21 protein-coding genes are annotated in these 24439 nt (G+C 40.6%); 13 read left to right on the forward strand and 8 right to left on the reverse strand.

Translation table 11 applies throughout. From position 1 onward, the window contains the following. Positions 1–124: 124 nt before the first annotated feature. The 5 genes from B9Y69_RS07460 to B9Y69_RS07480 are packed head-to-tail and all read left to right on the forward strand — an operon-like array spanning position 125 to position 4875. Positions 125–1045 carry a metal ABC transporter solute-binding protein, Zn/Mn family gene (locus B9Y69_RS07460; protein ID WP_034727166.1) on the forward strand — a complete coding sequence of 307 codons (921 nt, stop codon included), beginning with the start codon at positions 125–127 and terminating at the stop codon, positions 1043–1045. 5 nt (positions 1046–1050) lie between these two features. Beyond that, entirely contained in the window at positions 1051–1836 is a 786-nt protein-coding gene (locus tag B9Y69_RS07465; RefSeq protein ID WP_034727163.1) for a metal ABC transporter ATP-binding protein, read from the forward strand. An 11-nt stretch (positions 1837–1847) separates the two neighbouring features. Further along, entirely contained in the window at positions 1848–3131 is a 1284-nt protein-coding gene (locus B9Y69_RS07470; protein WP_034727160.1) for a metal ABC transporter permease, read from the forward strand. A gap of 15 nt (positions 3132–3146) precedes the next feature. Further along, positions 3147–4046, forward strand: a complete 900-nt coding sequence (locus B9Y69_RS07475; RefSeq protein ID WP_034727157.1) for a metal ABC transporter permease — start codon at positions 3147–3149, stop codon at positions 4044–4046. A gap of 16 nt (positions 4047–4062) precedes the next feature. Next, positions 4063–4875, forward strand: coding sequence for a hypothetical protein (locus B9Y69_RS07480; protein WP_228384045.1), 813 nt, complete (start codon positions 4063–4065; stop codon positions 4873–4875). 57 nt (positions 4876–4932) lie between these two features. Here the strand turns inward: B9Y69_RS07480 and B9Y69_RS07485 are convergent, their stop codons facing one another. Further along, entirely contained in the window at positions 4933–5601 is a 669-nt protein-coding gene (locus B9Y69_RS07485) for a metal-dependent transcriptional regulator (protein WP_034727153.1), read from the reverse strand. Positions 5602–5823: 222 nt separating this feature from the next. Here B9Y69_RS07485 and B9Y69_RS19370 point away from each other — a divergent pair, with 222 nt between their 5' ends. From B9Y69_RS19370 to B9Y69_RS07500, 3 genes are read left to right on the forward strand one after another with little or no spacing between them, the layout of a single operon-like run. Continuing rightward, a complete protein-coding gene (locus B9Y69_RS19370; protein ID WP_034727151.1) occupies positions 5824–8106 on the forward strand; it encodes a TonB-dependent receptor in 2283 nt (760 codons plus the stop codon). Positions 8107–8120: 14 nt separating this feature from the next. Next, positions 8121–8588 carry a thioredoxin family protein gene (locus B9Y69_RS07495; protein WP_034727149.1) on the forward strand — a complete coding sequence of 156 codons (468 nt, stop codon included), beginning with the start codon at positions 8121–8123 and terminating at the stop codon, positions 8586–8588. Positions 8589–8634: 46 nt separating this feature from the next. Beyond that, entirely contained in the window at positions 8635–9459 is an 825-nt protein-coding gene (locus tag B9Y69_RS07500; RefSeq protein WP_034727146.1) for an RteC domain-containing protein, read from the forward strand. A 5-nt stretch (positions 9460–9464) separates the two neighbouring features. On the opposite strand, the gene B9Y69_RS07505 is transcribed toward B9Y69_RS07500, so the two are convergent. The 3 genes from B9Y69_RS07505 to B9Y69_RS07515 form a co-directional block, all read right to left on the reverse strand. Continuing rightward, positions 9465–14891, reverse strand: a complete 5427-nt coding sequence (locus tag B9Y69_RS07505; protein ID WP_034727143.1) for an N-6 DNA methylase — start codon at positions 14889–14891, stop codon at positions 9465–9467. Then, positions 14878–15315, reverse strand: a complete 438-nt coding sequence (locus B9Y69_RS07510) for a DUF1896 domain-containing protein (RefSeq protein WP_034727139.1) — start codon at positions 15313–15315, stop codon at positions 14878–14880. Before B9Y69_RS07510 ends, B9Y69_RS07505 begins: the two co-directional genes overlap by 14 nt. Before the next feature lie 110 nt (positions 15316–15425). Continuing rightward, a complete protein-coding gene (locus tag B9Y69_RS07515; protein WP_034727136.1) occupies positions 15426–16013 on the reverse strand; it encodes an MT-A70 family methyltransferase in 588 nt (195 codons plus the stop codon). 179 nt (positions 16014–16192) lie between these two features. Here B9Y69_RS07515 and B9Y69_RS07520 point away from each other — a divergent pair, with 179 nt between their 5' ends. After that, positions 16193–16369, forward strand: coding sequence for a histone H1 (locus tag B9Y69_RS07520; protein ID WP_034727134.1), 177 nt, complete (start codon positions 16193–16195; stop codon positions 16367–16369). A 71-nt stretch (positions 16370–16440) separates the two neighbouring features. After that, positions 16441–17235 carry a helix-turn-helix domain-containing protein gene (locus tag B9Y69_RS07525; protein WP_085472333.1) on the forward strand — a complete coding sequence of 265 codons (795 nt, stop codon included), beginning with the start codon at positions 16441–16443 and terminating at the stop codon, positions 17233–17235. A gap of 86 nt (positions 17236–17321) precedes the next feature. Here B9Y69_RS07525 and catB read toward each other — a convergent pair whose 3' ends face one another. Then, positions 17322–17957 (reverse strand): type B chloramphenicol O-acetyltransferase, encoded by a 636-nt coding sequence (catB, locus tag B9Y69_RS07530; protein ID WP_034727129.1) that lies wholly within the window; start codon positions 17955–17957, stop codon positions 17322–17324. Between the two features lie 262 nt (positions 17958–18219). Here catB and B9Y69_RS07535 point away from each other — a divergent pair, with 262 nt between their 5' ends. The 3 genes from B9Y69_RS07535 to B9Y69_RS07545 all read left to right on the forward strand — a co-directional run bounded on the left by B9Y69_RS07535 (position 18220) and on the right by B9Y69_RS07545 (position 19936). Next, entirely contained in the window at positions 18220–19074 is an 855-nt protein-coding gene (locus B9Y69_RS07535) for an SDR family oxidoreductase (protein WP_034727128.1), read from the forward strand. A gap of 2 nt (positions 19075–19076) precedes the next feature. Then, a complete protein-coding gene (locus tag B9Y69_RS07540) occupies positions 19077–19664 on the forward strand; it encodes an ASCH domain-containing protein (RefSeq protein ID WP_034727126.1) in 588 nt (195 codons plus the stop codon). A 95-nt stretch (positions 19665–19759) separates the two neighbouring features. Beyond that, entirely contained in the window at positions 19760–19936 is a 177-nt protein-coding gene (locus B9Y69_RS07545; RefSeq protein WP_085472334.1) for a histone H1, read from the forward strand. A gap of 34 nt (positions 19937–19970) precedes the next feature. On the opposite strand, the gene B9Y69_RS07550 is transcribed toward B9Y69_RS07545, so the two are convergent. From B9Y69_RS07550 to B9Y69_RS07560, 3 genes are read right to left on the reverse strand one after another with little or no spacing between them, the layout of a single operon-like run. Further along, positions 19971–20852 (reverse strand): ORF6N domain-containing protein, encoded by an 882-nt coding sequence (locus B9Y69_RS07550; RefSeq protein ID WP_034727122.1) that lies wholly within the window; start codon positions 20850–20852, stop codon positions 19971–19973. Further along, a complete protein-coding gene (locus B9Y69_RS07555) occupies positions 20852–22936 on the reverse strand; it encodes a type IA DNA topoisomerase (RefSeq protein ID WP_034727120.1) in 2085 nt (694 codons plus the stop codon). Before B9Y69_RS07555 ends, B9Y69_RS07550 begins: the two co-directional genes overlap by 1 nt. 6 nt (positions 22937–22942) lie before the next feature. Continuing rightward, positions 22943–24400 (reverse strand): DUF3945 domain-containing protein, encoded by a 1458-nt coding sequence (locus tag B9Y69_RS07560; RefSeq protein WP_034727118.1) that lies wholly within the window; start codon positions 24398–24400, stop codon positions 22943–22945. Positions 24401–24439 lie beyond the last annotated feature (39 nt).

Below are 24439 nucleotides of genomic sequence, written 5' to 3' on the forward strand. Positions count from 1 at the left end.
CTGGGGAATTGATTTTATGAATAGCAAATATAGAATATTAGCACCTAATTGTTATATCAGTCTAACTTTTTTATTAACTTTGTCTAAATTTTAGTTTAAAGAATTGAGTCTAAAAATCAGATAGATGAAGAAATACGCATATTATTTAAGCATTTTTACTTTGTTGGTTACCATCATTTCCTGTGAGGATTCCAAAAAATCTGCAACAAAAGGAAAACCCTACATTGTGACTACAACAGGAATGATAGCCGATATAGTAGAGAACATAGCCGGCGATTCTGCAACAGTTGAAGCCATTATGCAACCCGGAGTAGATCCTCACCTGTACAAAGCCAGTCAGGGCGACCTAAAAAAAATAATGGATGCAGATTATATCTTTTATAACGGTCTGCATCTGGAAGGTAAAATGGGAGAAATATTAGAAAAGCAAACACACGTAAAACCTGTGATTGCATTGGGAGATTCTATCACAGTATCCAAAGTATTAAAGGTTTCCGAGAGTACCTATGATCCACATATCTGGTTTGATGTGGTACTTTGGAAAGAGGCTGCGGAAGTAACTTTAAGAAGCCTGATGAAACTTAACCCAGAAAACACCGCTTATTATCAGCAAAATGCGGATAGATACCTGAAAGAATTGGACGAACTTGACCAATGGGTAAAAAAAGAAATATCAACCATTCCAAAAAACAGAAGGGTGCTGATTACCGCACACGATGCATTCAGCTATTTCGGAAAGGCTTATGGAATTGAGGTTAGAGGATTACAAGGTATATCCACTATGTCCGAAATAGGTTTGCGGGATGTGACCGATTTAGTCAATTACATCATCAAAAATGATATTCCCGCAGTATTTGTGGAAAGTTCCGTTTCGGACAAATCACTCAAAGCTGTGGTGGAAGGTGTGAATAATAAAGGGAAAAAACTGACCATCGGAGGCAATCTCTTTTCAGATGCAATGGGTGCAAAAGGCACACCCGAAGGCACTTACATCGGAATGGTGAAACACAATGTGAACACCATCGTAACCGCATTAAAAAAGTAAATAAAATGATTATTCAATCTGAAAATCCTGTACTGGAAGTACACGACCTTACCGTAAGTTATTCCAGCAAACCTGCCCTTTGGGGTGTTGATTTTAGTTTGCCCGAAGGTAGCATTACGGGTATCATTGGTCCGAATGGTTCCGGTAAATCCACTTTGCTCAAATCCATAATGGGTTTAATTCCGTTGTCGAGTGGTTACGTGAAAATATTCGGAAAAGACCTGGACGAAATAAGAAGCCGTATAAGCTATGTTCCCCAACGGGAGTCGGTAGATTGGGATTTTCCGGTGTCGGCACTCGATGTAGTGCTGATGGGACGCTATGCCAAGATCGGAATGCTTCGCAACGTACGCAGTTCGGACAGAAAAATAGCAATGGAATGTCTGGAAAAGGTGGGAATGAGCGATTTTGCCAAAAGGCAGATTTCACAACTTTCGGGTGGACAACAGCAACGGGTATTCATTGCCCGTGCTTTGGCACAGGAAGCCGATTTTTACCTGATGGATGAACCCTTTGCAGGCGTAGATGCGGCTACTGAAGAAGCTATTATTACGTTACTGCGTGAGATGGTCAATGCTAAAAAGAACGTCATTGTAGTACATCACGATTTAGATACCATTACCGAATATTTTGACTGGCTCGTAATGCTCAATATGCGATTGGTGGCTTCTGGTCCTGTAAAACAGGTTTATATCCCCGAATTGCTCAAAAAAACGTATGGAACACGTTTGTCTATATTGGCAGAAGCCGGTGATTTATTGGCTAAAGATAAATTTTCCGAAAAAGGATAATACGCAAGGCAATGGATAATTTAATCAACTTCTTTTCTTTCAATGACCCTAACATCAATTACGTTGTACTCGGGAGCATTCTGCTTTCGGTAAGTGCTGCTATTGTAGGTTCGTTTATTGTATTGAAAAAAAAATCTCTTGTGGGTGATGCCGTTTCGCATTCGGTTTTACCGGGAATCTGTGCCGCTTTTCTATTTGCAGGGACTAAAAATATTTCCGTGATGCTTATCGGTGCATTTGCATCGGGATGGCTATCATTGGTTACTATAGACTACATTACCGCTAAATCAAAAATCAAAAAAGATGCCGCCATCGGGTTGGTGCTTTCCGTGTTTTTCGCCCTGGGTATTGTTATGATGACTTACATACAGCAATCAGGTAATGCTGCACAGAGTGGTCTGGATCGTTTTATATTCGGGAAAGCCGCTACGCTGGTCGGTAGCGATTTGATAACGTTCTCCATTATTGCCGTAGTGTTGATTGTGGCTACACTTGCTTTTTTCAAAGAATTTACCATTATCGCTTTTGATGAACATTATGCCGAAGTATTGGGATTGCCCGTTCGGAAATTAGACCTTTTATTGACCAGCCTTACCGTGTTGGCTGTGGTAACGGGAATTACTGCTGTAGGCGTGGTTTTGATGGCAGCGATGTTGATTACACCAGCCGCAGCCGCACGATACTGGACACATAATATCAGGCGGATGGTTGGATTGGCAGCTATATTCGGAGCTGTATCAGGATTGGCTGGAGCTTATATTTCCTATATCGCTCCGGCGATGCCTACAGGACCGTGGATGGTAGTAGTTTCGTCATTGATTGCCTTTTTTTCTTTCTTTTTTGCTCCCTTGGGAATTGTTCCCAAAACAATGAAGCGAAATAAAAACAGTCGTACAATGATGGATGAAAATATATTGAAACTGTTTTATCAAATCGGTGAAAAAGGAAATGATTTTAGCAAAAAAAGAACTGTAGATGAACTGTTGGATTTCCGAAAAATGCACCCGGCTCAATTGAAATCGGGATTGAACAGACTAAATCGTCAAAATCTGGTGGTAAAGGATAGTTTAAATTGGCAACTGACTGAAAGCGGTCTTGAAAAAGCAAAAAAGATAGTAAGGTTGCATCGCTTATGGGAATTATATCTGACCAATTATATGGACATAGCTCCTGACCACGTACACAATAATGCCGAAGAAATGGAGCATTACATCACACCCGAACTGGAAAAACAATTAGAAAAATATTTGGAGAACCCGGAAACAGATCCGCACGGAACTGTAATTCCGAAATAATAGAAAACTGAAAAAATGATAGCGTTTTGGATTATATTAACGGGGGCATTGGTCGCTATTTCCTGCGGATTGCTGGGTAGTTTTTTGGTGCTTCGCAAAATGAGTATGGTAGGCGATGCTATTAGCCACGCTGTATTGCCGGGTATTGTCATTGCTTTTTTATGGAGTGGCAGTCGAGATACGCTTCCGATGCTTTTGGGTGCGGGAGCCACGGGATTACTGGCTACTTTCATTATTGAATACCTACACCGTAAAGCCCGTTTACAGACGGATGCTTCTATCGGGATTGTGTTTACTTTTATGTTTGCCGTGGGCATTATACTCATCAGCACCTTTGCCGGAAAAATTGATCTGGATCAGGATTGTGTTCTTTATGGAGAACTCGCTTATGTTCCCATTAATCTTTGGATACTTCCAGATGGCACAAGTATTGGTCCCAAACCTGTGTACATACTTTCGGTAGTGTTATTGCTCGTTATACTGTTTATCTATTTCGGGTACAAAGAGTTGAAACTGACTTCATTCGACCCGTCATTTGCATCTGCGATCGGGATTTCTACTGCATTATGGCACTACCTGCTGATGGCGGCTGTGTCTTTTACAACTGTGAGTGCGTTTGAATCCGTTGGTGCGATATTGGTCATTACGTTTCTTATTGGTCCGCCTGCAACGGCTTATTTGCTGACGGAAAACTTAAAGAAAATGCTTTTTATTACTGTCGGTATCGGTATCCTGGTTTCATTTACCGGATATTGGCTGGCGTATTGGCTCAATGCTTCCATTGCCGGATGTATGGCGTTAATGACAGGTGTTGTGTTTGCTGTTGTTTTTGTTTACACGAAGTTTGTGGTAAAATATAAGAAAAGGAAGCTAATTGAAAATGAACTTTCTCAATTACAGGAAAGCAATGTTTAATTAAAATATTTTGAAAATGAATTACAAAATCAGATTTATAGGAATAAGTGCCATTGGAATAATGTTATTGGCGGGATGTAACAATAAAACACAAAAAGAAAACAAGAATCAAACCTCTGAAGAAATAAAAGAAAACAGCATTTTGGTATCTCCCGTGGAACACTCCAAAGCCTTTCCGGGAGCAACACTGAAAATATCGGATATTCAAACAACAGAAACAAGCTCTCCTGATTCAGTTTTATTCAAAGTGAATTATGGTATCGAAAACTTTACGCTTACCGAAGCTACCGAAGACCATAACACACATCATCTGGCAAATTCGCACGACGGACAGCATATCCATTTTATTTTGGACAACTCTCCTTATACAGCTTTGTACAAACCGGCACACGATGTGAAATTGAAAAAAGGTACAGAACATTACCTGCTGTCTTTCCTTTCCCGATCTTACCACGAATCCATAAAAGAATCCGGTGCTTTCGTATTGAAACGTTTTAAAATAACCGAAGACGGTAAGTTTCAGGAATTGGAATTACCCAAAACACCTATGTTGTTTTACAGCCGTCCGAAAGGTGAATATACAGGAAACGACACCAAAGCTGTGCTTTTAGATTTTTATATACTGAACACTGAACTTTCTAAAGATGGAAATAAAGTCAAGGCGGAAATCAACGGCGAATCGTTTATGTTGGACAACTGGCAACCATACAAAATAGAGGGCTTACCACTTGGCGAAAACAGGATAAAGCTGACTTTGGTGGATGCTTCAGGAAATGCTTTAATGGGCGAAAATACTTCGATTGAAAGGACAGTTGTTTTGAAGAAATAAACCGATTGACTTATTGCATTGAATCGTAGCTGAACCGAAATTACAAATGAGGTTCAGCTATTTCTTTTTACGTTTCTTACTCACAAGTAATTTATCGCAAACTTTGCTGCTTAGCATCTCGTTTTCCTTACTACCATAGCTTATAGCCATACTACCATCAAAAGGTTCAATTTGCTTTATTTTGAGTTCAAGCCCTAAAGAAAGTTCACGGCTGGTCAGGAATTTTAATAAATCTTCAGAAGACGGCTGTACTGCCATAAAAGTAACCGTATCACCAACTTTGCAATCGCTTAATTTAACGTAACTATCTGATGCAATATTACCCTCGGCATCGGGGATAGGCGAACCGTGTGGATCTACTTTCGGGAAGCCGAGTAATTCATCCATCTTTTCAAAAAATTCGGGTGCTTGAATATGTTCTATCTGTTCCGCTATATTATGAACTTGTTCCCAGCCGAATCCCATCTTTTCAACCAGATACATTTCCGTTAATCTGTGTTTTCTTATAATGAGTGCTGCCAGTTTTTTTCCTTCATCAGTTAGTTTCAGTGGTTTGTAACTTTCATAAACTACCAATTCCTTTTCTGCCAGCCTTTTCATCATACTGTTTACCGTAGGCATTTTAATATCCAACTGCTTACTGATGTCGTTGACACTCGCTTCTCCTTTTAAGCTGGTCAAATTATATAAAACCTTCAGGTAATTTTCTTCCGTATGTGATATCATAAGGCAAAAGTATCAAATATTAGTGCTACCTAACAACAAAGTTAGAAATTATTTTGTTAGTATCATCTAACTTACTAATTTTGCAAGACTAAATTTTAAATATAGATAGTCAAAACAATATGAGAGATACAAACCTTTTCCATTACCCCAATAGCCCATAAACGTAATCCTACTCTTAACATTTTTAAACTTTTCAATAATCATTTAATAATTAAAATATCAATGAAACATTTACTCAGTATAGTCTTTGCACTATTCTCTGTCTGTGCAATAGCCCAAACAGGTAAAATATCCGGTAAAATATCAGATGTAACAGGTACATCTCTCGACGCAACATCTATCCGTATTCCAAAATTAAAAATTGGAACAACTTCGGATAATCAGGGAAATTATGTTTTGGAAAACGTACCCTTTGGAACTTGGGAAATTGAAGTAAACCATATCAGTTATAGTATTTACAAAGAAACTATAACAGTAAACAGTGAATCTGTTTCTAAAGACTTTACGCTTGATGAAAAATCAAGTGAATTAGGAGAAGTTGTTATTACAGCAACAATGAAAGAAGTATCCAAACTGGAAAGCCCTGTGCCTGTAGAAGTTTATACCTCAAAATTCTTCAAGGCTAATCCTACGCCTTCGCTCTTTGATGCACTCCAAAATATAAATGGTGTACGTCCGCAGCTAAACTGTAATGTTTGTAATACGGGCGATATTCATATCAACGGATTGGAAGGACCTTACACAATGATATTGATAGACGGAATGCCTATTGTCAGTGGTCTATCAACTGTGTACGGATTAAGCGGAATACCGCAAGCCCTGATTGACCGTATCGAAGTAGTAAAAGGACCCGCTTCTACCCTGTACGGTAGTGAGGCTGTTGGTGGTCTGATTAACGTTATTACAAAAAGACCGGGTAATGCTCCTATCATTTCAGCCGATGTATTTGGTACGACTTGGGCAGAGGTAAATGCAGATTTAGCAGCCAAATTTTCCGTAGGGAAAAAAGCTCAATCGCTTTTAGGCGTAAACTATTTCAATTACAGCAACCCTATTGACAATAACAATGACAACTTTACGGATGTTACCTTGCAAAACCGAATTTCAGTATTCAATAAATGGAGCTTTGACAGAAAAGACAATAGGGTTTTTACTCTGGCAGGAAGATACGTATATGAAGACCGTTGGGGTGGAGAAATGAATTGGGAAAAGAAATACAGAGGTGGTGATGAAGTGTATGGAGAAAGCATTTATACCAGCCGTTGGGAGCTTATGGGAAATTATCAGCTTCCTGTAAGTGAAAAGATATTTTTCCAATTCAGTGCTAACGGACACGATCAAAATTCAGTTTATGGAAACACTCCCTATATGGCTGACCAGAAAATAGCTTTTGGACAGTTGACGTGGTTTAAAACATTGGGAAAACACGATTTATTGACAGGTCTTGCATACCGTTACACTTATTATGATGATAATACACCAGCAACCGCTGATGCAGCAGATTTAGACAAAAACAAACCGACACATACCAATCTGCCAGGAATATTTATACAGGATGAGATAACATTTAATGACAATAACAAGGTATTATTGGGGATGAGATATGACTATAACTCGCTTCACGGAAGTATCCTTACCCCTCGTGTGAATTATAAATGGAGTTCTGAAAATAAAAACAATGTTTTACGCTTAGGTTTTGGTAACGGTTACCGTGTAGCCAATGTGTTTACGGAAGATCACGCTGCACTGACCGGTGCAAGGGAAGTAGTTTTTATCAACGATCTTAAACCGGAAACTTCCTGGAATGGTAACCTGAACTTTGTAAAAAAGATAAACGCAGGGAACACCTTTATCGGTTTAGATGCTACTGCTTTCTATACCTATTTTACCAACAAGATTATAGCTGATTATGATACAGATCCAAATAAGATCATCTATGATAACTTAGACGGACACGCTGTATCTCAAGGTATTTCCTTAAACATTGATGTTGTTTTTCCTAATGGATTAAAAATTTTAGCAGGAGCCACGGCAATGGATGTGTACAGTAAAGAAGAAGGTGAAAAAGTAAGACAATTATTTACAGAGAAATTTACAGGAACATGGAACATTGGTTATACTTTTAGAAATATCGGATTGACGATTGACTATACAGGAAACTTATATGGCCCGATGCGTTTACCACTGTTAAGCGATACTGATCCACGTAGTGAATATTCTCCTTGGTGGAGCATACAGAATATTCAATTAACCAAGAAAATCGGAAAGAACATAGAAATATATGGTGGTGTTAAAAACCTTTTGAACTGGACTCCCAACAAAGGAAATCCGTTTATCATAGCAAGAGCCAATGATCCTTTTGACCAAAATGTACAATTTGATGGTAACGGACAGGCGATGGTAACACCGGATAATCCTTACGGATTAACATTTGACCCATCTTATGTATATGGTCCCAACCAAGGAATAAGAGGGTTTTTGGGCTTCCGCTACAACCTTTTTTAATTGAGCGTTCAAGAATGAAGAGATTTGGATTAGTTATTATTATGATTTTCTGTTTGGGTGGTATCGCTACCGCCCAAACAGAATCTTTTGCTATTGAAGATGTCGATAGCATTATGCAAACCAAGCAGAAACCAATACTTATACTGCTTTCCACCGATTGGTGTAAATACTGCCAGATGCAGAAAAACCAATTGGCAAAAAACAAAGACTTTCAGAAACAAGCGGATAACTTCTATTATATAATATTCAATGCCGAAAGTAAGGACTCTATTGTATTTAACCAAAAGACCTTTCAATACAAAGCTACAGGATTATCATCAGGTATTCACGAACTTGCTATTGCCCTGAACGGATCAGAGAATATAGGTTTCCCGACCTGGGTTTTACTGGATAGTAAATATCAGGTTCTATTCAGATATAATGGAGTATTAAAGCCTTTAGAGATTAAGGAATTACTAAAAGCTATTGAAGAGTCCAGATAAAGCTTCTTAAATGCATTGGTCTATTTTCTCACATTTGATAAAAGCTATGGATATAACCTATAACAGAATACTACACAAACTTGAACACGATATTCAGGATATTGAAATTGAATCGGATTATTCCATACAACGTATTGAAATCATCATAGAACTTATTGTTGGCTCTTTGTCTGAAGTAAAAGAGTACGTTTTGAAGAACGGATTTAAGAATACTGACGTTGAAATTCATTTTTTCAAACATCAAAAACCTGCTATTGTAGCAAAGCTCATCTACTACAATGCCATTTACAAAATCGAAACAAAGAAACCAAACGATACAAAAGCTATCAGGAAATACCTCAATGAAGAATTGAAAAAGCTAAAAAGGTATTTTGACAATAATCTTGAATTTTATAAATATTACCGCACTAACAACTCATTTATTGATGAAAAGCTGTTCCTTCGGGGCAGACACGATATAAAACTGACATTGGATACGGTTTACTTTGAAACTGATCATAGATTTTCCACCTCTCACGACTATAAGGCAGCAAAGATTATAGCTAATGACCTGATACAAGTTTATATTGAAGACCAACTGAATAATAACAATCAGCAGAAATCACTTTACCGTTCTTCCTTAAATTGGACAGAAAGCAAAACTGCATTAACCGAATTGATTTATGCACTGCATTCACAAGGTGCTTTTGGAAATGCAGATATAATAGCTATCGCCAAAACATTTGAAAACACTTTCAATATTAGTTTGGGCGATTTCTATCATACATTTATGGAACTTAAATCCCGAAAAATAAACCGGACTAAATTCCTTGACAGCTTACGTGACGCTTTGATCAGAAAGATGGATGAAGATGACGAAAGGATAAACTAAGATCCTTACAATATCCCTCTTGGCATATGAACACCTTTTGTACGGACAATACTTTCTGAAATCTTTGGCGTTTCTTGCTTTTCTTCGGCTTGTTCCGCAGGTTCTCCTTTTGTTTCGGGCGTGAGCGATAATTGTATTTTCCGCTCAACAGCAGCCAGCTCCGTTTTCAATTCGCTCAATCGGCTTTCCTTGCTCCACGCACCGTTCAGCACTTCTTGCAGAACAGGTAAATCCTTTTGAATTTCGGCAATTTTCTTCTGCTCCTCTTCAATGTAGGCAGGCAGTTTTTCCAATGCGTTGAGGAAATTCATAGATGCCAATTTCTCATCCTTAGCGATGATACCGTTGTTGTAGGCGTATTTGATATTGCCCTCGCCCTGTATCAGAAAACGGTTTACCCGAATATCCACGCCCTCTTTTTGCGACATTTCCGTTTTTACCAAAAGCTGAAAACCGTAAAGGCTTCCGATTTCTTCATAATCCCCACCTGTACGGGATTTGTCCGCAAGCTGATTGAGTTTTGCTCCGATTTGTTTTATATCCGCATTGGGTGACAAGCTGTCCAATTTAATAAGGTTGGCAATAGTGCCATCATAACGTTTTTGGATACGCCCTTGTAGATTATTCCAATCGAGGCTCATACGGTCAAATCGGGATTGGGCTTTGTTCAATTCTGCCGTATAATCTTCCAATTTATATCTGGCACTTGATTTTGAACGGTTGAACGATTGCCGTTCGCTCTCCAATCCCGCAATCTGCTTTTCTATTTTAGCTTTATCCAACAGGTCTGTATTTCCCATAAGGATAGCCACGTATTCCGAGAAGTTCATACCCGATTTTTCGTCCATACTGCCCTCGTCAATTGTCCGTTTGCCGAGATTGTTGGATTTTAGTTGGTTAATGAATAGCTGTTTGTTGTACAGCAGGTTGAATTTGTAGCTGTCCAATGATTTTTCTACTGCATATATAATTATATCCACTTTGTTATTGTTAAAATGTTTAGCGATTTCATTGCCTTTACGGATAGCCCGACCGTCCCTTTGGGCAAGGTCAGACGGTCGCCACGGCGTATCCAGATGATGTACGGCAACGGCTCTTTTTTGTGCGTTTACGCCTGTGCCTAACATACTCGTAGAACCGAACAGCACACGAATTGTACCGTCATTCATTCCCTTTATAAGTGCCTTTCGTTGCTTGTCGTTTTTCGCTTCCTGTATAAAGCGGATTTCGTGTGCAGGTATGCCGTGGTCTTCTACCAGCTTACGTTTGATTTCGGAGTAGATATTCCATTCGTTAGGCTTGTACGTTCCCAAATCAGAGAAAACGAATTGCGTTCCTTTCTGTGCGTTGAATTTGTGGTAATACTTGGCAATACTATTGGCACAATGCGAAGCCTTGTTATCGGGGTGGTCTTTGTAATGGGGGCTTACCATTCGCATATCCAAAGACATCTTACGGGCATAGTCCGTAGCAATGAGCATCTTTGCTTTTTCCTCCTTTTTGGATAGCGGTTCCCTGCCTAATAATTCGCCTTTGCCCGTTTTGGCAAACTCCATCAGCTTTTGAATGAACACTTCCTGGTCAGGCGTAGGCGGTATGTTATAGAATATCTCGTTCTTTTCGGGGCGATCTATGCCAATCATTTCAGCAGTACGGTAATCCGTAATTTCGGAGTAAAATTGAGCCAGTTCCGGCACTTTGATAAAGTAGCGGAAACGCTCTTTTGCGACGATATTGTTAGCCACCGAAAATTCATAATCGGTTGTTTTCTTGGCATAAATCGCTGCCCACGCATCAAAGGAATTAATGCCCTGTTTTGCCAATGCCCGTGGTCGCAGGTATTTAAAGAGTAGGTATAATTCAGTCAGCGAATTGCTAATGGTTGTACCTGAAAGAAAGGTCGCACCCATATCCGCATCAATACGCTCTTGTATAGTACGTATGGCAAACAGCAGGTTCAGTGCCTTTTGGCTTCCCTGTTGATTGCCCAATCCCGCAACCCTTGAATGCCTTGTGTTGAACGTCAGGTTTTTGAATTGGTGGCTTTCGTCCACAAACAAATGGTCTATGCCCATCATTTTGAAGTCCACAATATCATCTTTGCGGTTCTCAATGTCGTGTTGCAGGGTTTTCAGCTTTACTTCGAGGTTTTCCTTTTGTTTTTCCGCTCCCTTTAGCATCCATTGCGTTATGTCTTCGCCTTGACTTCGCATAACATCAAGGTTTTCCTCTACGCTGTCCAATTCGATTTGCAGAATTTCCTTTTGTATTTCGGGCGATTGGGGTATCATTCCGAATTGGTCGTGTGTTAGTATCACGCAATCCCACTCGTTGTTCTTAATATCGCCGAAAATCCGCAGACGTTTTTCGGGCGTGAAATCATCAATGCCGGGGTATAAAATTTTGGCGTGGGGATAGGCGGTGCGGTAGGCTTCGGCAATTTCGGGTATATTGGCTTTCAGTCCGATTATCATCGGTTTGTGGGCTAAGCCCAAACGCTTCATTTCCTGTGCACCCGTACACATTATCAACGTCTTTCCTGCACCTACTTCGTGGTCGCAGATAGCACCGTTGTTCAGCTTTATCATCCAAACGGCATCCTTTTGGCTCGAATACAGGTCTTCAATTTCCAATCCCTTACGGTCTAATCCCGGAAACTCCTGATGTGAGCCGTCATAGTTCGGTCGGACGAAGCAGTTAAAGGTATCGTTGTATTGTTCGGTAAGCTTTGTTTTAAACTCATCGTTTTGGGCGTGGAGCCAATCGGTAAAGGCGGTTCGGATTTCGTCTATTTTGGTATTCGCCATTTGTATGGCTTCCATATCCCGCACCTTGACCTCTTTGCCATCTACATCTACTGTCTTTGAAATATCGGGCGTGGTATTGACAAGGGCGTGTTTCAGCAGAGCAATCCCGTCATACGTCCGGCTTTTGGCTTTGACCGCATATTTATCCCAGATATGTACGTTCTTCTGTTTGCAGGTGACGGAAAAGTCATCGGCACTATCCGAATAATGTACACGGACTTCCGCATCGAACAGGTGCGATGCAAATCGGGCATAAATACCTGCGGGTATCCAGCGTTCACCCAGATTAAAATCGAGTTCCTCAAATTCGATACGTCTTGGTCGGGCTTCCTCTAATACGATAAGGCTTTCTTTGGCTTCGGTATCATCGGGATTGCTTTCGAGGTAATCTCTTAATTCATTGGCTTTCTCCACTACATTGCCCGCAACCCAGCGTTCAGATATTTCATATTCCTTTTGCAATGGATTGTAGTAGATGCGACCGTGTAAGGCTTCTTTCAAAGCATCAGCAGGCATACCGCTGATTTCGGACATAAAGTCCAAATCCACGCTTCCATATTTGTTCAGTGAAGCCGATAACGCTTCTTCGGGATTGTCCGTTGCAATGGTTGCGGTAGAAAAACTTACAGGACGGTTGAATATATCTGCTTTATGGATTACACCGCCAACGACACGCTCCAGATAGGGTATTTCTTTACCTGCACTGTCCGTTTTGATGAGCTTGATATTATCCGCACTATTGAGATTTCCGTACCTTTTGACAAAGGCATCGTAAAGGCGGTTAAGTGTTTCCCTTTCTTCCTTATGTTCGGTCTGAAGCTCCGCTTCTTTATTGTAAAGCTGTTGGTAAACATCACGCACTCCGATATACGCTTCGGCTCTTGCTTTCTGCAAGGACGACAGTTGCAAGGGATGAAAAACAGCCGTACCGTCTGCGGTATCTACTTCTTGCAGATGACCGACCCAACCGTTATCCACGACAAGGCAGTCGTTTCGGTGGAACGGTTGCAGTTCGCCACTGTACGGAGCAGGTTCGGGAATGGTGTTAATTGGCATTTTGGGAATGGCTGGCGTGTCCGCTTGGACATTCCCGTTTGCTTGTGAAAACAAATCGCCGATAGCTTCCTGTTTTTTGCCATTTACTGGTGGTGTACCGTTAGATTTTGGCGGTATATAAGGTTGTTGCATCCCACCGCCGAACAGGTCAGTTTGGCGACCTATTGTACCACCTCTTTTTTTAGCGGTTTGTCTTTTGGCTTGCGTGGCTTTTTTGGGGGGAGCAACCACCATTACAGGATCACCCGCATTTTCAAACAGGTCAAAGATGCTTAACTGTTTCAGTTCCTGCGGACTTTCCTGATGAATTGTCGCAGTTGGTGCAGGTTGTGGCTTTTGCTGAATGATTATGGGTTCAACAACCGGAGGTGTTACCTTTGGCTCAACCGGAATTTGTATTATAGGTTTATTTTTGCGTTCGCCTTTGTACAAAGCCAAATTCAGGTGCTTTCCAAAATCTTCGGAAAGCATTTGCTTCAAATCTTTGGCAATGCCGTCCACACCGTCTTTATGGGTATAGATGATTGCAGGTTGTCCGTAGGGGTCGGTGTCAATTTTACGGTCGGTATGGATTACTCTCGTTCCATTCCGAAAGAAAGCATTGCTTGGCGTATTGTATTTGGTCTGTTTGCTTTGGCAAAACAGTTCTTCTGTTTCAGTCAGACTTTGTTTTTCCGTATTCTTTTGCAGGATTATCAAATCGCTTCCGACTTCCGTACCAGAATAATCTGTAAACAGGTTGTTGGGCAACCGCACAACCGAAACCAAATTATTGTTCTCCATTAACGCCCTCCGTATCGGCTCATTCTTCGGGCTGTTTAAAACGCCTTGCGAGGTAATGAACGCTTGTAAACCACCCTCACGGAGCATATCATTTCCTTTCAGAAAGAAATAGTTATGGATGCTTCGGGAAGCCTGTACTTTTGCATTGTCCTTACTTCGGGAAAAGGATAAATCGAATACGGAGGTATCGCCAAACGGAATATTACTTGCGACTACATCATAGCTGTTTTGTTCCTTTTCGGGGATTTCCTCAAAACCGCTTATACGGATAGTGCTTTCGGGATAAAGCTGTTTTAAAACCTTACCTGTCAGCAAATCCTTTTCATAGGCAGTAATTTTGGGTTGTTGGTTTTCCGAAAAGGATTGTATAAACGAGCCGATACCAGCGGAGGGTTCGAGAAATTTATCAATCTTCACACCGCTTTCACGCAAAGTTGCGGAAATCGCATCTATGACCTGTGGCGGTGTATAAAAAGCCGTCAGTACGGAGCTTTTCATACTGTCCACATACCTGCGGTATTGCTTTTCGTCTTCTGAATTTTCTTTGAGTAGTTGGTGGAGTTCCTGCGTAATCGGGAAAAGGTCGTGTTCTGTTTTTCTCCAATTATTGATGTCTATTTCGTTCGCTATGGGGTTCAACACGAATTTAAGACCGCCAAATCCGCTGTATTGCATCATTAGCAATCTTTCGCCTACGGTGGCTTGTCGTTTCTCCTTTTCCAGTTTAAAAGCAATTTGCAGGGCATCAATGTTCTGTTGGAGATGTTGCTTTTTACTGAAGCCCATTTTCGGTTATCCATATTGCGATGGTTCCGGTTATTTCGGTATAGAGTAAATCAAACTCATAACCGTAGGCGAAATCATCGGTTAGTGTATATCTTAAAAAAACAGGCTCGCAGACAGGGAGCATATTAAGGGCGAACGGTCGCAATTCCTCGTCTGCCATCAGGGTATCAAACTCATTGCAGACCACTTGGAAAACCGTATCAAACTTGGAAAAGTGAAGCCCCTCGAAAAGTATGTAATTGGCTATTTCGTTGCATTGGTCGATAGCATTTCCGGAGCGGAACGCACCCTCGTAGGCATTGGCAGCCCACGATGAACGCTGCTCAATAAATTTCTGGTCGTGTGCCTTTTCGGGGAAGCTGCTGTTTAGTAGTTCTTGCAGTCGTAATCTGAAATACGATAGGTCTTTTTGCTGTGTATCCATACTATAATTTTGTTTTGAATTTTGCGTAAAGCCTAAAATTATAGCAGTAGGTAAGACCCTTTAAAGATGTGGCAGGGTTTGGCTTTGAGAGGTAGGATTTGGCGTAATGGTTATTCGGGGATTTCTATGGAATTATCTATTTCATTGCCGAATACGTCCCAACCCTCAAAAGTATTATCGTTATCCTGCATCGGGCTTTGCCTTGCAAAGAGCTCCACTCTGTCCACTTCTCCAAACAGGCGGACAATACGTTTTCTTATCTCATCGGGCTTCTCTGAATGCCTGCCCCGTGGAGATACAAGTACCTGCGGGACATCTTTTGCCTGACGGGTAAGGGGCTTACCTTTGGTAAACAACAGAACTATTTCCGCATTGGCACGGGTGTAATAACCCATTCCGGCAAAAATGGTTGCATTGTTCCGGTTTGTCTTTATCCACGTAAAAGCGACGGTCTTGTAGGTAAATCCCCAGGCTTTTCCGAGTTCCAATGCCTGCTCCAAACAGGGAAAAGTAGCCCACATAAAAAGTATACAATTGGTTCCGGCAATAGCCTGTATATTCATCCCCTTTAAAAACTCAGGACTTTGGGTCTGATAATGACTTTCCGCACTTCTTCCGGCTCCTTTCTTGCTCCATACCTTGTATTGCCACGGTGGGTCGGCATATATGACATCGTATTTCTTTGCTTTCACATGCATTGCTTTCCAACTTTAATAGATACTTTTTCAATTACGATGGCTAAAGTATCAAAGGGAAAAAGAGAAGCTATGAATGTGGCAGGGTTTGGCTTTGAGGGGCGGTATTTGGCGTAATGGATAGTATATTATAGCGTTAAAAGAGTATTTTTGTGCCTTACAAAATTTAATTCACCATCATAATGAATGAACTAATCGAAAAAATCAATGCAAGCTATGAAGCGTTGAAAGCTGATGCAGAATTACAAGCAGAAAAAGGAAACAAAGCGGCTGGTACGAGAGCACGCAAAGCATCCCTTGAATTGGAGAAACTTTTAAAAGAGTTCAGAAAAGCCTCTTTAGAAGCATCTAAAGGCTAAAACAAAACCCTCCTAAATCTGGAGGATTTATTTAGTATAATTGTAATGATGCAGCAAAATGAACAGGTAAAATGAACTATCAACAAATATATCCAACAGCACCCCTGCGGAAATACGTTCGCTATTTTTGGATATTGGAAGACGATAGTTTAGACTTTTCTCAAAAAACGTTCAAGATAATGTCGGACGGCTTGCCCGGACTTATTTTTCAGGAAAGCAAAAAAGCATTCCATGATAAAGACAATCAAGAGTTACCGCAATTGTTTTTATATGGGCAGACTACACGATACACAGAACACAGAGCAATAAAAAGTTTCCGAAACATTGGCGTTTATTTTGAACCGACCGCATTAAAATCCATTTTTGGAGTAGATGCTAATGAGTTGACAAATCAACATATTAGCATAGACGAACTGGTTAATACCAATATAACTGACCAGCTTTCCGATACGACTTCTTCCAACCAGAGAATAGAGTTGCTGTCTTCCTTTTTGATACATCTTGCTGAACAAAGAAGTACCGAAAATGAAAAAGTAAATTTTGCAACCGCACAGCTTCAAAAAGGAGTGAGTTTACCAAAAATACAGAGTGAACTGAACCTATCCGAACGTTCATTAGAACGGTATTTTAAACAGCATATAGGTATATCCCCCAACCTATATGCAAGGATAAACCGCTTTCAATTAGCTTTAGAAAATATACGCCAAACCCAATTTGACAAGCTGACCGACATTGCCTATCAATGCAATTATTACGACCAATCGCACTTTATCAGAGAGTTCAAAGAATTTTCGGGAACAAGTCCGAAACGCTTCTTACGTCAGGCGAACGAGCAGGTAGCGAACTTTCCCGAATGGAAGATTTAATCGCCTTTCGGTTCTGCTAAGCAGGTGTAAAGTGAAAAAGTTCCGATTTTAAAATAATAAGTCCCCGCTTAGGGGACTTAAAATAGCTATTTCACCTGTTTGTAGTAAAACTCATAAAGCGATTTTACATCCCCAGTGCAGATTAAAGGAATAGCTTCTGCCAAAACTTTTTCCTCCCAGTTCCACCATTCAATTTCTAAGAGCATTTCGATTTCATCGTCTGTAAATCTCTTTTTTATTGGTTTTGCAGGATTACCCCCGACTATTGTATAAGGGGCAACATCTTTGGTAACTAAGGCTCTGCTACCAACGACTGCACCATCCCCAATCGTCACACCGGGCATAATCATGGCTTCACTACCAATCCAAACATCGTTACCGACGACCGTGTTCCCGACACCTGCAAATCCATCAACAGCTCCTTTGAAACTATCGACCTGCTCCATCATGTAAAAGAAAGGGAAACTGGATATCCAATCGTACCGATGACCTTGGTTTCCCGCCATGATAAAACTGGCTCCGCTTCCGATAGAACAAAACGAACCTATAATCAGTTTATCAATATCGCTTCTGTCAGGGAATAGATAACGTGCGCAATCATCAAAAGAATGTCCGTGGTAGTAACCCGAATAGTAAGAATATTTCCCGGCAATAATGTTCGGGTTCGTGATGTGGTCTTTGATTATTTTGCCTTTAAAAGGGCTTTCGAAAAAATTCATCATTTTAGCATATTTTTAAAAATAAATACAATAGAAAAACAGGGCAATAAGATATTGCCTCAATAAGAAACTATTTTCTTTGTATATGCTAATCTGACTTTTCCATACTGCGAATATAAGCAATTTACGGATATCCTCGAAAATGACGATTGAAGTTGTCGTACTCAAATTTACTAAACTCCTCTTCCTCGCAATTCCTCCGGTTGTCGGTTTTATCCAATTTTCAGTAAAGCAAGGCTGTTAATTTTACAGAAAAATTAAAGTTATGATAGCCATTACAGGAGCAAACGGAAATTTAGGCAAATCGACCATTCAATTTTTGTTACAGAAAGTCGCACCGACCGATATTGTTGCCATTGTCAGAAACCCCGAAACGGTAAATGAATTTAAGGAAAAGGGCGTAACCACCAGACAAGCGGATTACAACGATTACAACACACTTAAAGAGGTCTTCAAAGGCGTAGAGACAGTATTGCAAATATCTACTATTGGGGTGGATACAGAAACAGCCAAACAACAGGAAAAAAATGTAGTAAACGCAATCGTGGAAAACAACGTAAAGCACATTGTTTATACAAGTATGGTGCAAGCCCGACCAAATACCGTTTTTCAAGGAACGCAAACACAATACTATACGGAAGAACTGATAAGGAGAACAAATATCCCTTATACCTTTTTCAGAAACAGCATGTATATGGAAGCCATACCCGAACTGATTGGAAATGCCTTGCAAACGAACGAAATCCGTTATCCATCGGGAAGCGGAAAAGTAAGTTTTGTATCACGGACAGACATAGCGGAAGCCATTGCAAACGTATTAACGGGAAATGCACATGGAAACCAGACCTATGAAATAACAGGTAACACAGCATATTCATTTGATGAATTGGCAGGGGTGATAAGTAAAGAAAAAAGTATAACCGTAAACCACGTTGATATTTCGGATGAAGTTTTCAGAGAAGAACTGATTAGCTATCAAATACCTGTCGAAGTCGTGGATTTATTGGTCAGTATGGCCAACGGGATTAAGATAGGCGAATTTTCACATGTGGACAGTACACTTGAAAAATTGCTTGGTAGAAAGTCATTTGATTTGAACAAGTATGTAAAAGAATTATAATTATGCTATTTAAGGGAGTACACCTGCAAGGTATTAAATCGGGAGAAATCACTTTGGCATTTCGTAAGTGGCAAAAGGTTTCCGTTAAAACCGGAAGCCTTTTGCATACATCTGTTGGTTTGCTCGAAATCGGCAAGATTGAAGCTGTAAGCGAAAATGATATAAGCGACAAAGAAGCAGTACAGGCAGGCTTTACGGAAAAAAAGCAGTTGCTAAAATCATTTACCCACAACAGCACAGGAACTATTTTTAAAATATCCGTTCGTTATCATGCCGAAGACCCACGAATTAAGTTGAGGGAGCAAACAGGATTGTCAGAACAGCAATTTGAAGAGTTAAAAGGTAGATTAGAGCGTTTAGACCTTTACAGTAAACAAGGTCATTGGACTGAAAAAATCCTGTTGACGATAAAAGACAATCCCAATTTACACGCCATAGGTATTGCAAAATTGACAGGCTTTGAAAAAGAATGGCTAAAACTAAATATCCGAAAACTGAAAAATTTAGGCTTGACCATAAGCCACAATGTAGGTTACCGGCTTTCTCCATTAGGAGAACATTTCATCGAAGAGCTAAAAGGCGAACAATAAAAACTTCCGCTAACATACAAGTCCGAATTAACATAGCAAGACAGTGAAATTATTTTTTTCTATTTTTGTGTTGAAATTTTTAATCCATTACCATAATGAATGAACTAATCGAAAAAATCAATGCGAGCTTTGAAACACTGAAAGCAGATGCTGAATTACAGGCAGGAAAAGGAAACAAAGCGGCAGGTACAAGAGCACGCAAGGCTTCTCTTGAATTGGAAAAACTTTTAAAGCAGTTCAGAAAGGCATCTTTGGAAGCATCTAAAGGCTAAAGCAAAACCCTCTTGAATTTCGGAGGGTTTTGTTTTATGTGTTGTTGAGAATTTGGAGCATCCTGCCTACCTCAATATCCATTCTCGAAAAGGCAAACCATTTTTTGCCCAGGTCTTTGAGCGATGCTCCGATATGGTACAGTTCTGTTTGGTCTATTATCAAAAAGCGGTCGTGTGCATCGGAGAAAATCTTTACGTCGATAGGGGGATATTGGCTGTTGTACCGTTGTACATCCAACCGTAGCTGACTGCTGATGGTTTTGGTGTAGATAGTTGCGGTCACATTAGTGTTGCGTTTCCCCAATAAGGTCAGTACGGTATCATCTACATAATTATCGAGCAGGATAATGGAGCTTTTGGCACTTCGGACAATATCCGCAACAAAGGTATAGGCATCAAAGACCTGCCCGTTGTAAAAAACACCTTTTTCGCTGTAGAGTTTGTCGCTTTCCAAAGCCTTGAAAATCTCCTCAATCTTCTGATCGGCTTTTAATTGTTTCAGCTCAATTTTATCCAAGCGATGAAAGAGGGAAGCATTGCTGATGAGCATTCTACGCATTTCTACAAACGCATCCATAATTTCAATACTGACCTTTACAGCCACATCGGATCGAAGCACAGTACTCAACATTGCTATTCCTTGTTCGCCGAAAACGTAGGGAAGATAACGTCTTCCACCTCGCCCCACGTTTGAGGTTCCAAATTGGAACCTCAAAAAATCGACTTCCTCAACGGTCAGTTGAAAACAAAATTTTTCAGGAAACCTATCAATATTCCGTTTTACAGCTTTATTAAGGTTTTTTGTTTCTACTTGATACAAAACCGCAAGGTCGCTGTCCAACATCACTTGCTTGTCACGTATGGTATAAATCAGGTTCTTGATTTCCTTTGGACTAATGGCAGGCTTATTTTCCATTACTTTTTGTAGCTTTTATTTTTAGCAAATTCAAAGGAGGTATTGTAATCCTCATTCAACACGATGAAAGCATCGAATTTCTTACCCGCCTTGCTTTTCATTCCTTTTATGAGTGAAGTTTTTCCTTTACTGACAAGGCTTTCAATATCGGCTAGACCAATTTGTACGCCGCACACATTGCGGAACTGCACCCAATTACAACCCTCATCTGGACACTTCACGATTTTATCACGGATAATGAGTTGTTGGCTTTTGCATTTCGGGCAAACCAATTTGGGCAGGTGGTTTTGGGCGATGGAAGTTTGCAGTAATTCATTGGTAATAGATGAAGCATAATTTTCCATTTCCTTTTGAAATGCATCTGCATCCGCTTCGTTGTTCTCAATTTTCTGCAATGCGAGTTCCCATTCGGCAGTCATTGCCACGTCCGCAATCTTTCGGTCTTTGACCAATTCATAGACCTGCAATCCCTTTTCGGTAGGGATTAAGGACTTCTTTTCTCGTTGGATATAATTGCGGGTAAACAGGGTTTCGATTATTGCAGCTCTTGTAGCCGGAGTACCGATACCGATATTTTGTAAAGCCTTGCGCTCATCTTCATTTTCGATTTCCTTTCCTGCACTTTCCATAGCCGACAAAAGCCCGGCTTCAGTATAAAGTACTGGCGGTTTTGTCTTCTTTTCCAAAACGGCAGCTTCCTTGATTTTGAGTTCATCACCTTTTTTCAGTTCGGGCAAATCTTGTATCGGTTCGGTATCATCATCGGAGAAACTACCTTTGATGCCACGCCAACCCGCTTCTATGATTTTACAGCCTTTTGCCGCAAAATCGTAATGCGACACCTGCAAACCGACATCGGCTATCTCTTTGACACAGGCCTGTGAAAGGGCTTCGAGCAACCGAAAGGCAACCATATCATAAACTGCATTTTCCTTTGCAGATAATGCAGACGGGATTTTATCCGTTATCAATAATCCGTGATGGTCGGTAACACGCAGGTCGTTTACGATGCGTTTATTGAACCGTCCCCATTTCACTTTTGATACGGCTTGCCTACAGGTTTCTCTGTCCTGCAAAGCCCTCACAAGGTTAGGGATCTCTGCCCACATATCTTCGGGTATGTATTTGCTTCCTGTACGTGGATAAGTGATAAACTTCTTTTCGTAAAGGCTTTGGGCAATATTGAGCGTTTCTTCCGCAGAGAGGTTGAGTTTTTTGTTGGCTTCTTTTTGTAGCCCCGTAAGATCAAACAGCAAAGGTGGTTGCTCTGTAACGCTTTTGGTTTCCATTGATGTAACCGTTGCCATTCCACTCCGTTGAATAGATTTCAGCGTATCATCGGCTAACTTTTGGTCTTCCCATTTGGTTGTGGCGATACTTTTAAAATCAATGAACTCCTTGTTGTGCGATAACTGTATCTGCCAATATTTCTTTACCGAGAAACTCGTGTTTTCCAGATAGCGTTTACATATCAAAGCGAGTGTAGGCGTTTGCACTCTTCCGAGCGAATAAATCCCATTACCTGCCGCAATGCTCAATGCCTGTGTAGCATTGATGCCTACCAGCCAATCGGCACGGCTCCTGCCTTGTGCTGCTTGGTATAATCCGTCAAATGCTGTCCCGTCTTTAAGATTATCAAAACCTTGTTTAATGGCTTTTTCTGTTAGTGAGCTTATCCAAAGGCGTTCAAAGGGCTTGTTGCATTTCAGGTATTCATAAATGTACCTGAAAATGAGTTCGCCTTCACGTCCTGCATCGGTAGCCACTATAATACTGTTGCTACGGTTAAAAAGCTGTTCAATAACTTTCAGCTGCTTTAATGCACCTGTATCGGCTGTATAACCTTTGTCTTTTTTAATTTTCCGAACGGTCAGCAAAAAGGGATTGGGCAGTATTGGCAAGGTTGATTTATCAAATCCTGATATTCCATAATCTTCTGGCATTCCCAACCCGATAAGGTGTCCGAATGCCCACGTAACAAAATAGCCGTTGCCTGTCAGGTAGCCGTCCTTTTTCTCGGATGCTCCCACAAGTCCGGCTATTTCCCTTGCTACGCTTGGTTTTTCTGCAATGATTGTTTTCATACTTTACTACATTTTTCTGCCTTTGGACTTTGCAGGAGCTTTGAGCTTTTCCTGTTGTTCCTGCTGCTGTTTGTTTTTCGGTCTTTGTTGCTCCGACTTCAAAGGCTCTTTGATGTTTTTGGTCGCTTCGTTGGTCTTGCCCTCCGAATTGACGGCAGTTTGCGTTTTATGAGCTTCGGTGGGTTTAACCCTTTCCTTATATTTATTAGGAAATTCAAAATTGGTTTTTCCGGTTTCTCTATTGAAAGTGATGTAACCCTGATATGGCTGCCCTTTTTTATCCCTCAATCCGTCAATATAGACGGTTTGTCCGGCTTTAAAATCCTTATGTTGCTCATCTGTCAGTTCCTTACCTCTGAATGTTCTTGGAGCTTCCTGCGGCTGACTTTGTTGGTTATTCTGCCCCCTGCTTTGTGCTTGCTGATTAGAGTTGCTTCTGTCAAACATAAATTCAACATAGCGCTTGTCTGCATTGAACTGTACGGTTGCCGAAAATTCAGTTCCCTTTTTAGAAATCATTCCGTCTAACTGAAGCGGCTTACCCTCCATTAAGGTTTGCTTTTGCTTTTCATTCAGCTTTACGCCCTTAATTTCGTCAGGAATTTTTATGAAATCTGTCTTTAGTGCAATAAGCTCATTGGTCAGCCGGTCCACACTGATAATGGATGGCATCAGTTCTCCTGTTTTAGAATTGATTAGATTAACCACACGCCCCATATTGCCTGTTTCGAGCAGGTTTTTCTTGTCTTCATCCGTAAACTTATGTCCGAAGAACTCAAAGTGCAGATTAGGTTCTTTTTTGATACCGTGTATTGCCACGATAACATTTCCGCCTTCGCCCTGCTGTAAAGACAGACGGGCATCTGTGCGGAGGATAGAACCTCCGAGGTTAATGCCTACTGGTACAAGTTCGTTGGTTTTAAAACCTCGTAACAAAGGGTCGAGCAGGTTTCTTTTTTCGAGGTATTCCTTGCTCAATCCGAGATTTTTCATTGTGTCCCAATCAATCTGCTCCGGCTTATAGCGGTATTCGCTTGTTTCCGGTGTTGTTTGTGCTGTTGCCATATCATTTTTATTTTCTTGTTTATTATTCTCTTGTGTGTCGGTTTTTATTTCGTGTTCTTTCATCACTTTTTCGCCCTCCGGTGTAGGCTTGTCAACTTGTTTCTGCATTTCCTTTGCCTTTTCTACGGCGATAGGTTCGGGTACTTTGAAAAATGAAAAGTTGGTCGGGTTTTTCAGTTGGCTGATAAAGTTGGAGAAGAAATTTGAAAAGAAATCGCCGTGCTTGTCCACACGCATAAACTGATTTTGGTTCTTTTTTGTGGGGTCAACAGTTTCCATTTTCCCGTTTTTGTCAATGCTCTTTACTGCTTGGATTTTCATTTTATCTTTATCCAGCACCAATAATATGTCCGATAGTTGTTCGGGCATTTCCTGTTTGTTTGTTGTTTCTTCGGTCATAATCTGAAAAATTTAAAGTTCATCGCCGAAAGTAAAATA

This window comes from Sphingobacterium psychroaquaticum, from assembly GCF_900177625.1.
GTDB lineage: Bacteria > Bacteroidota > Bacteroidia > Sphingobacteriales > Sphingobacteriaceae > Sphingobacterium > Sphingobacterium psychroaquaticum.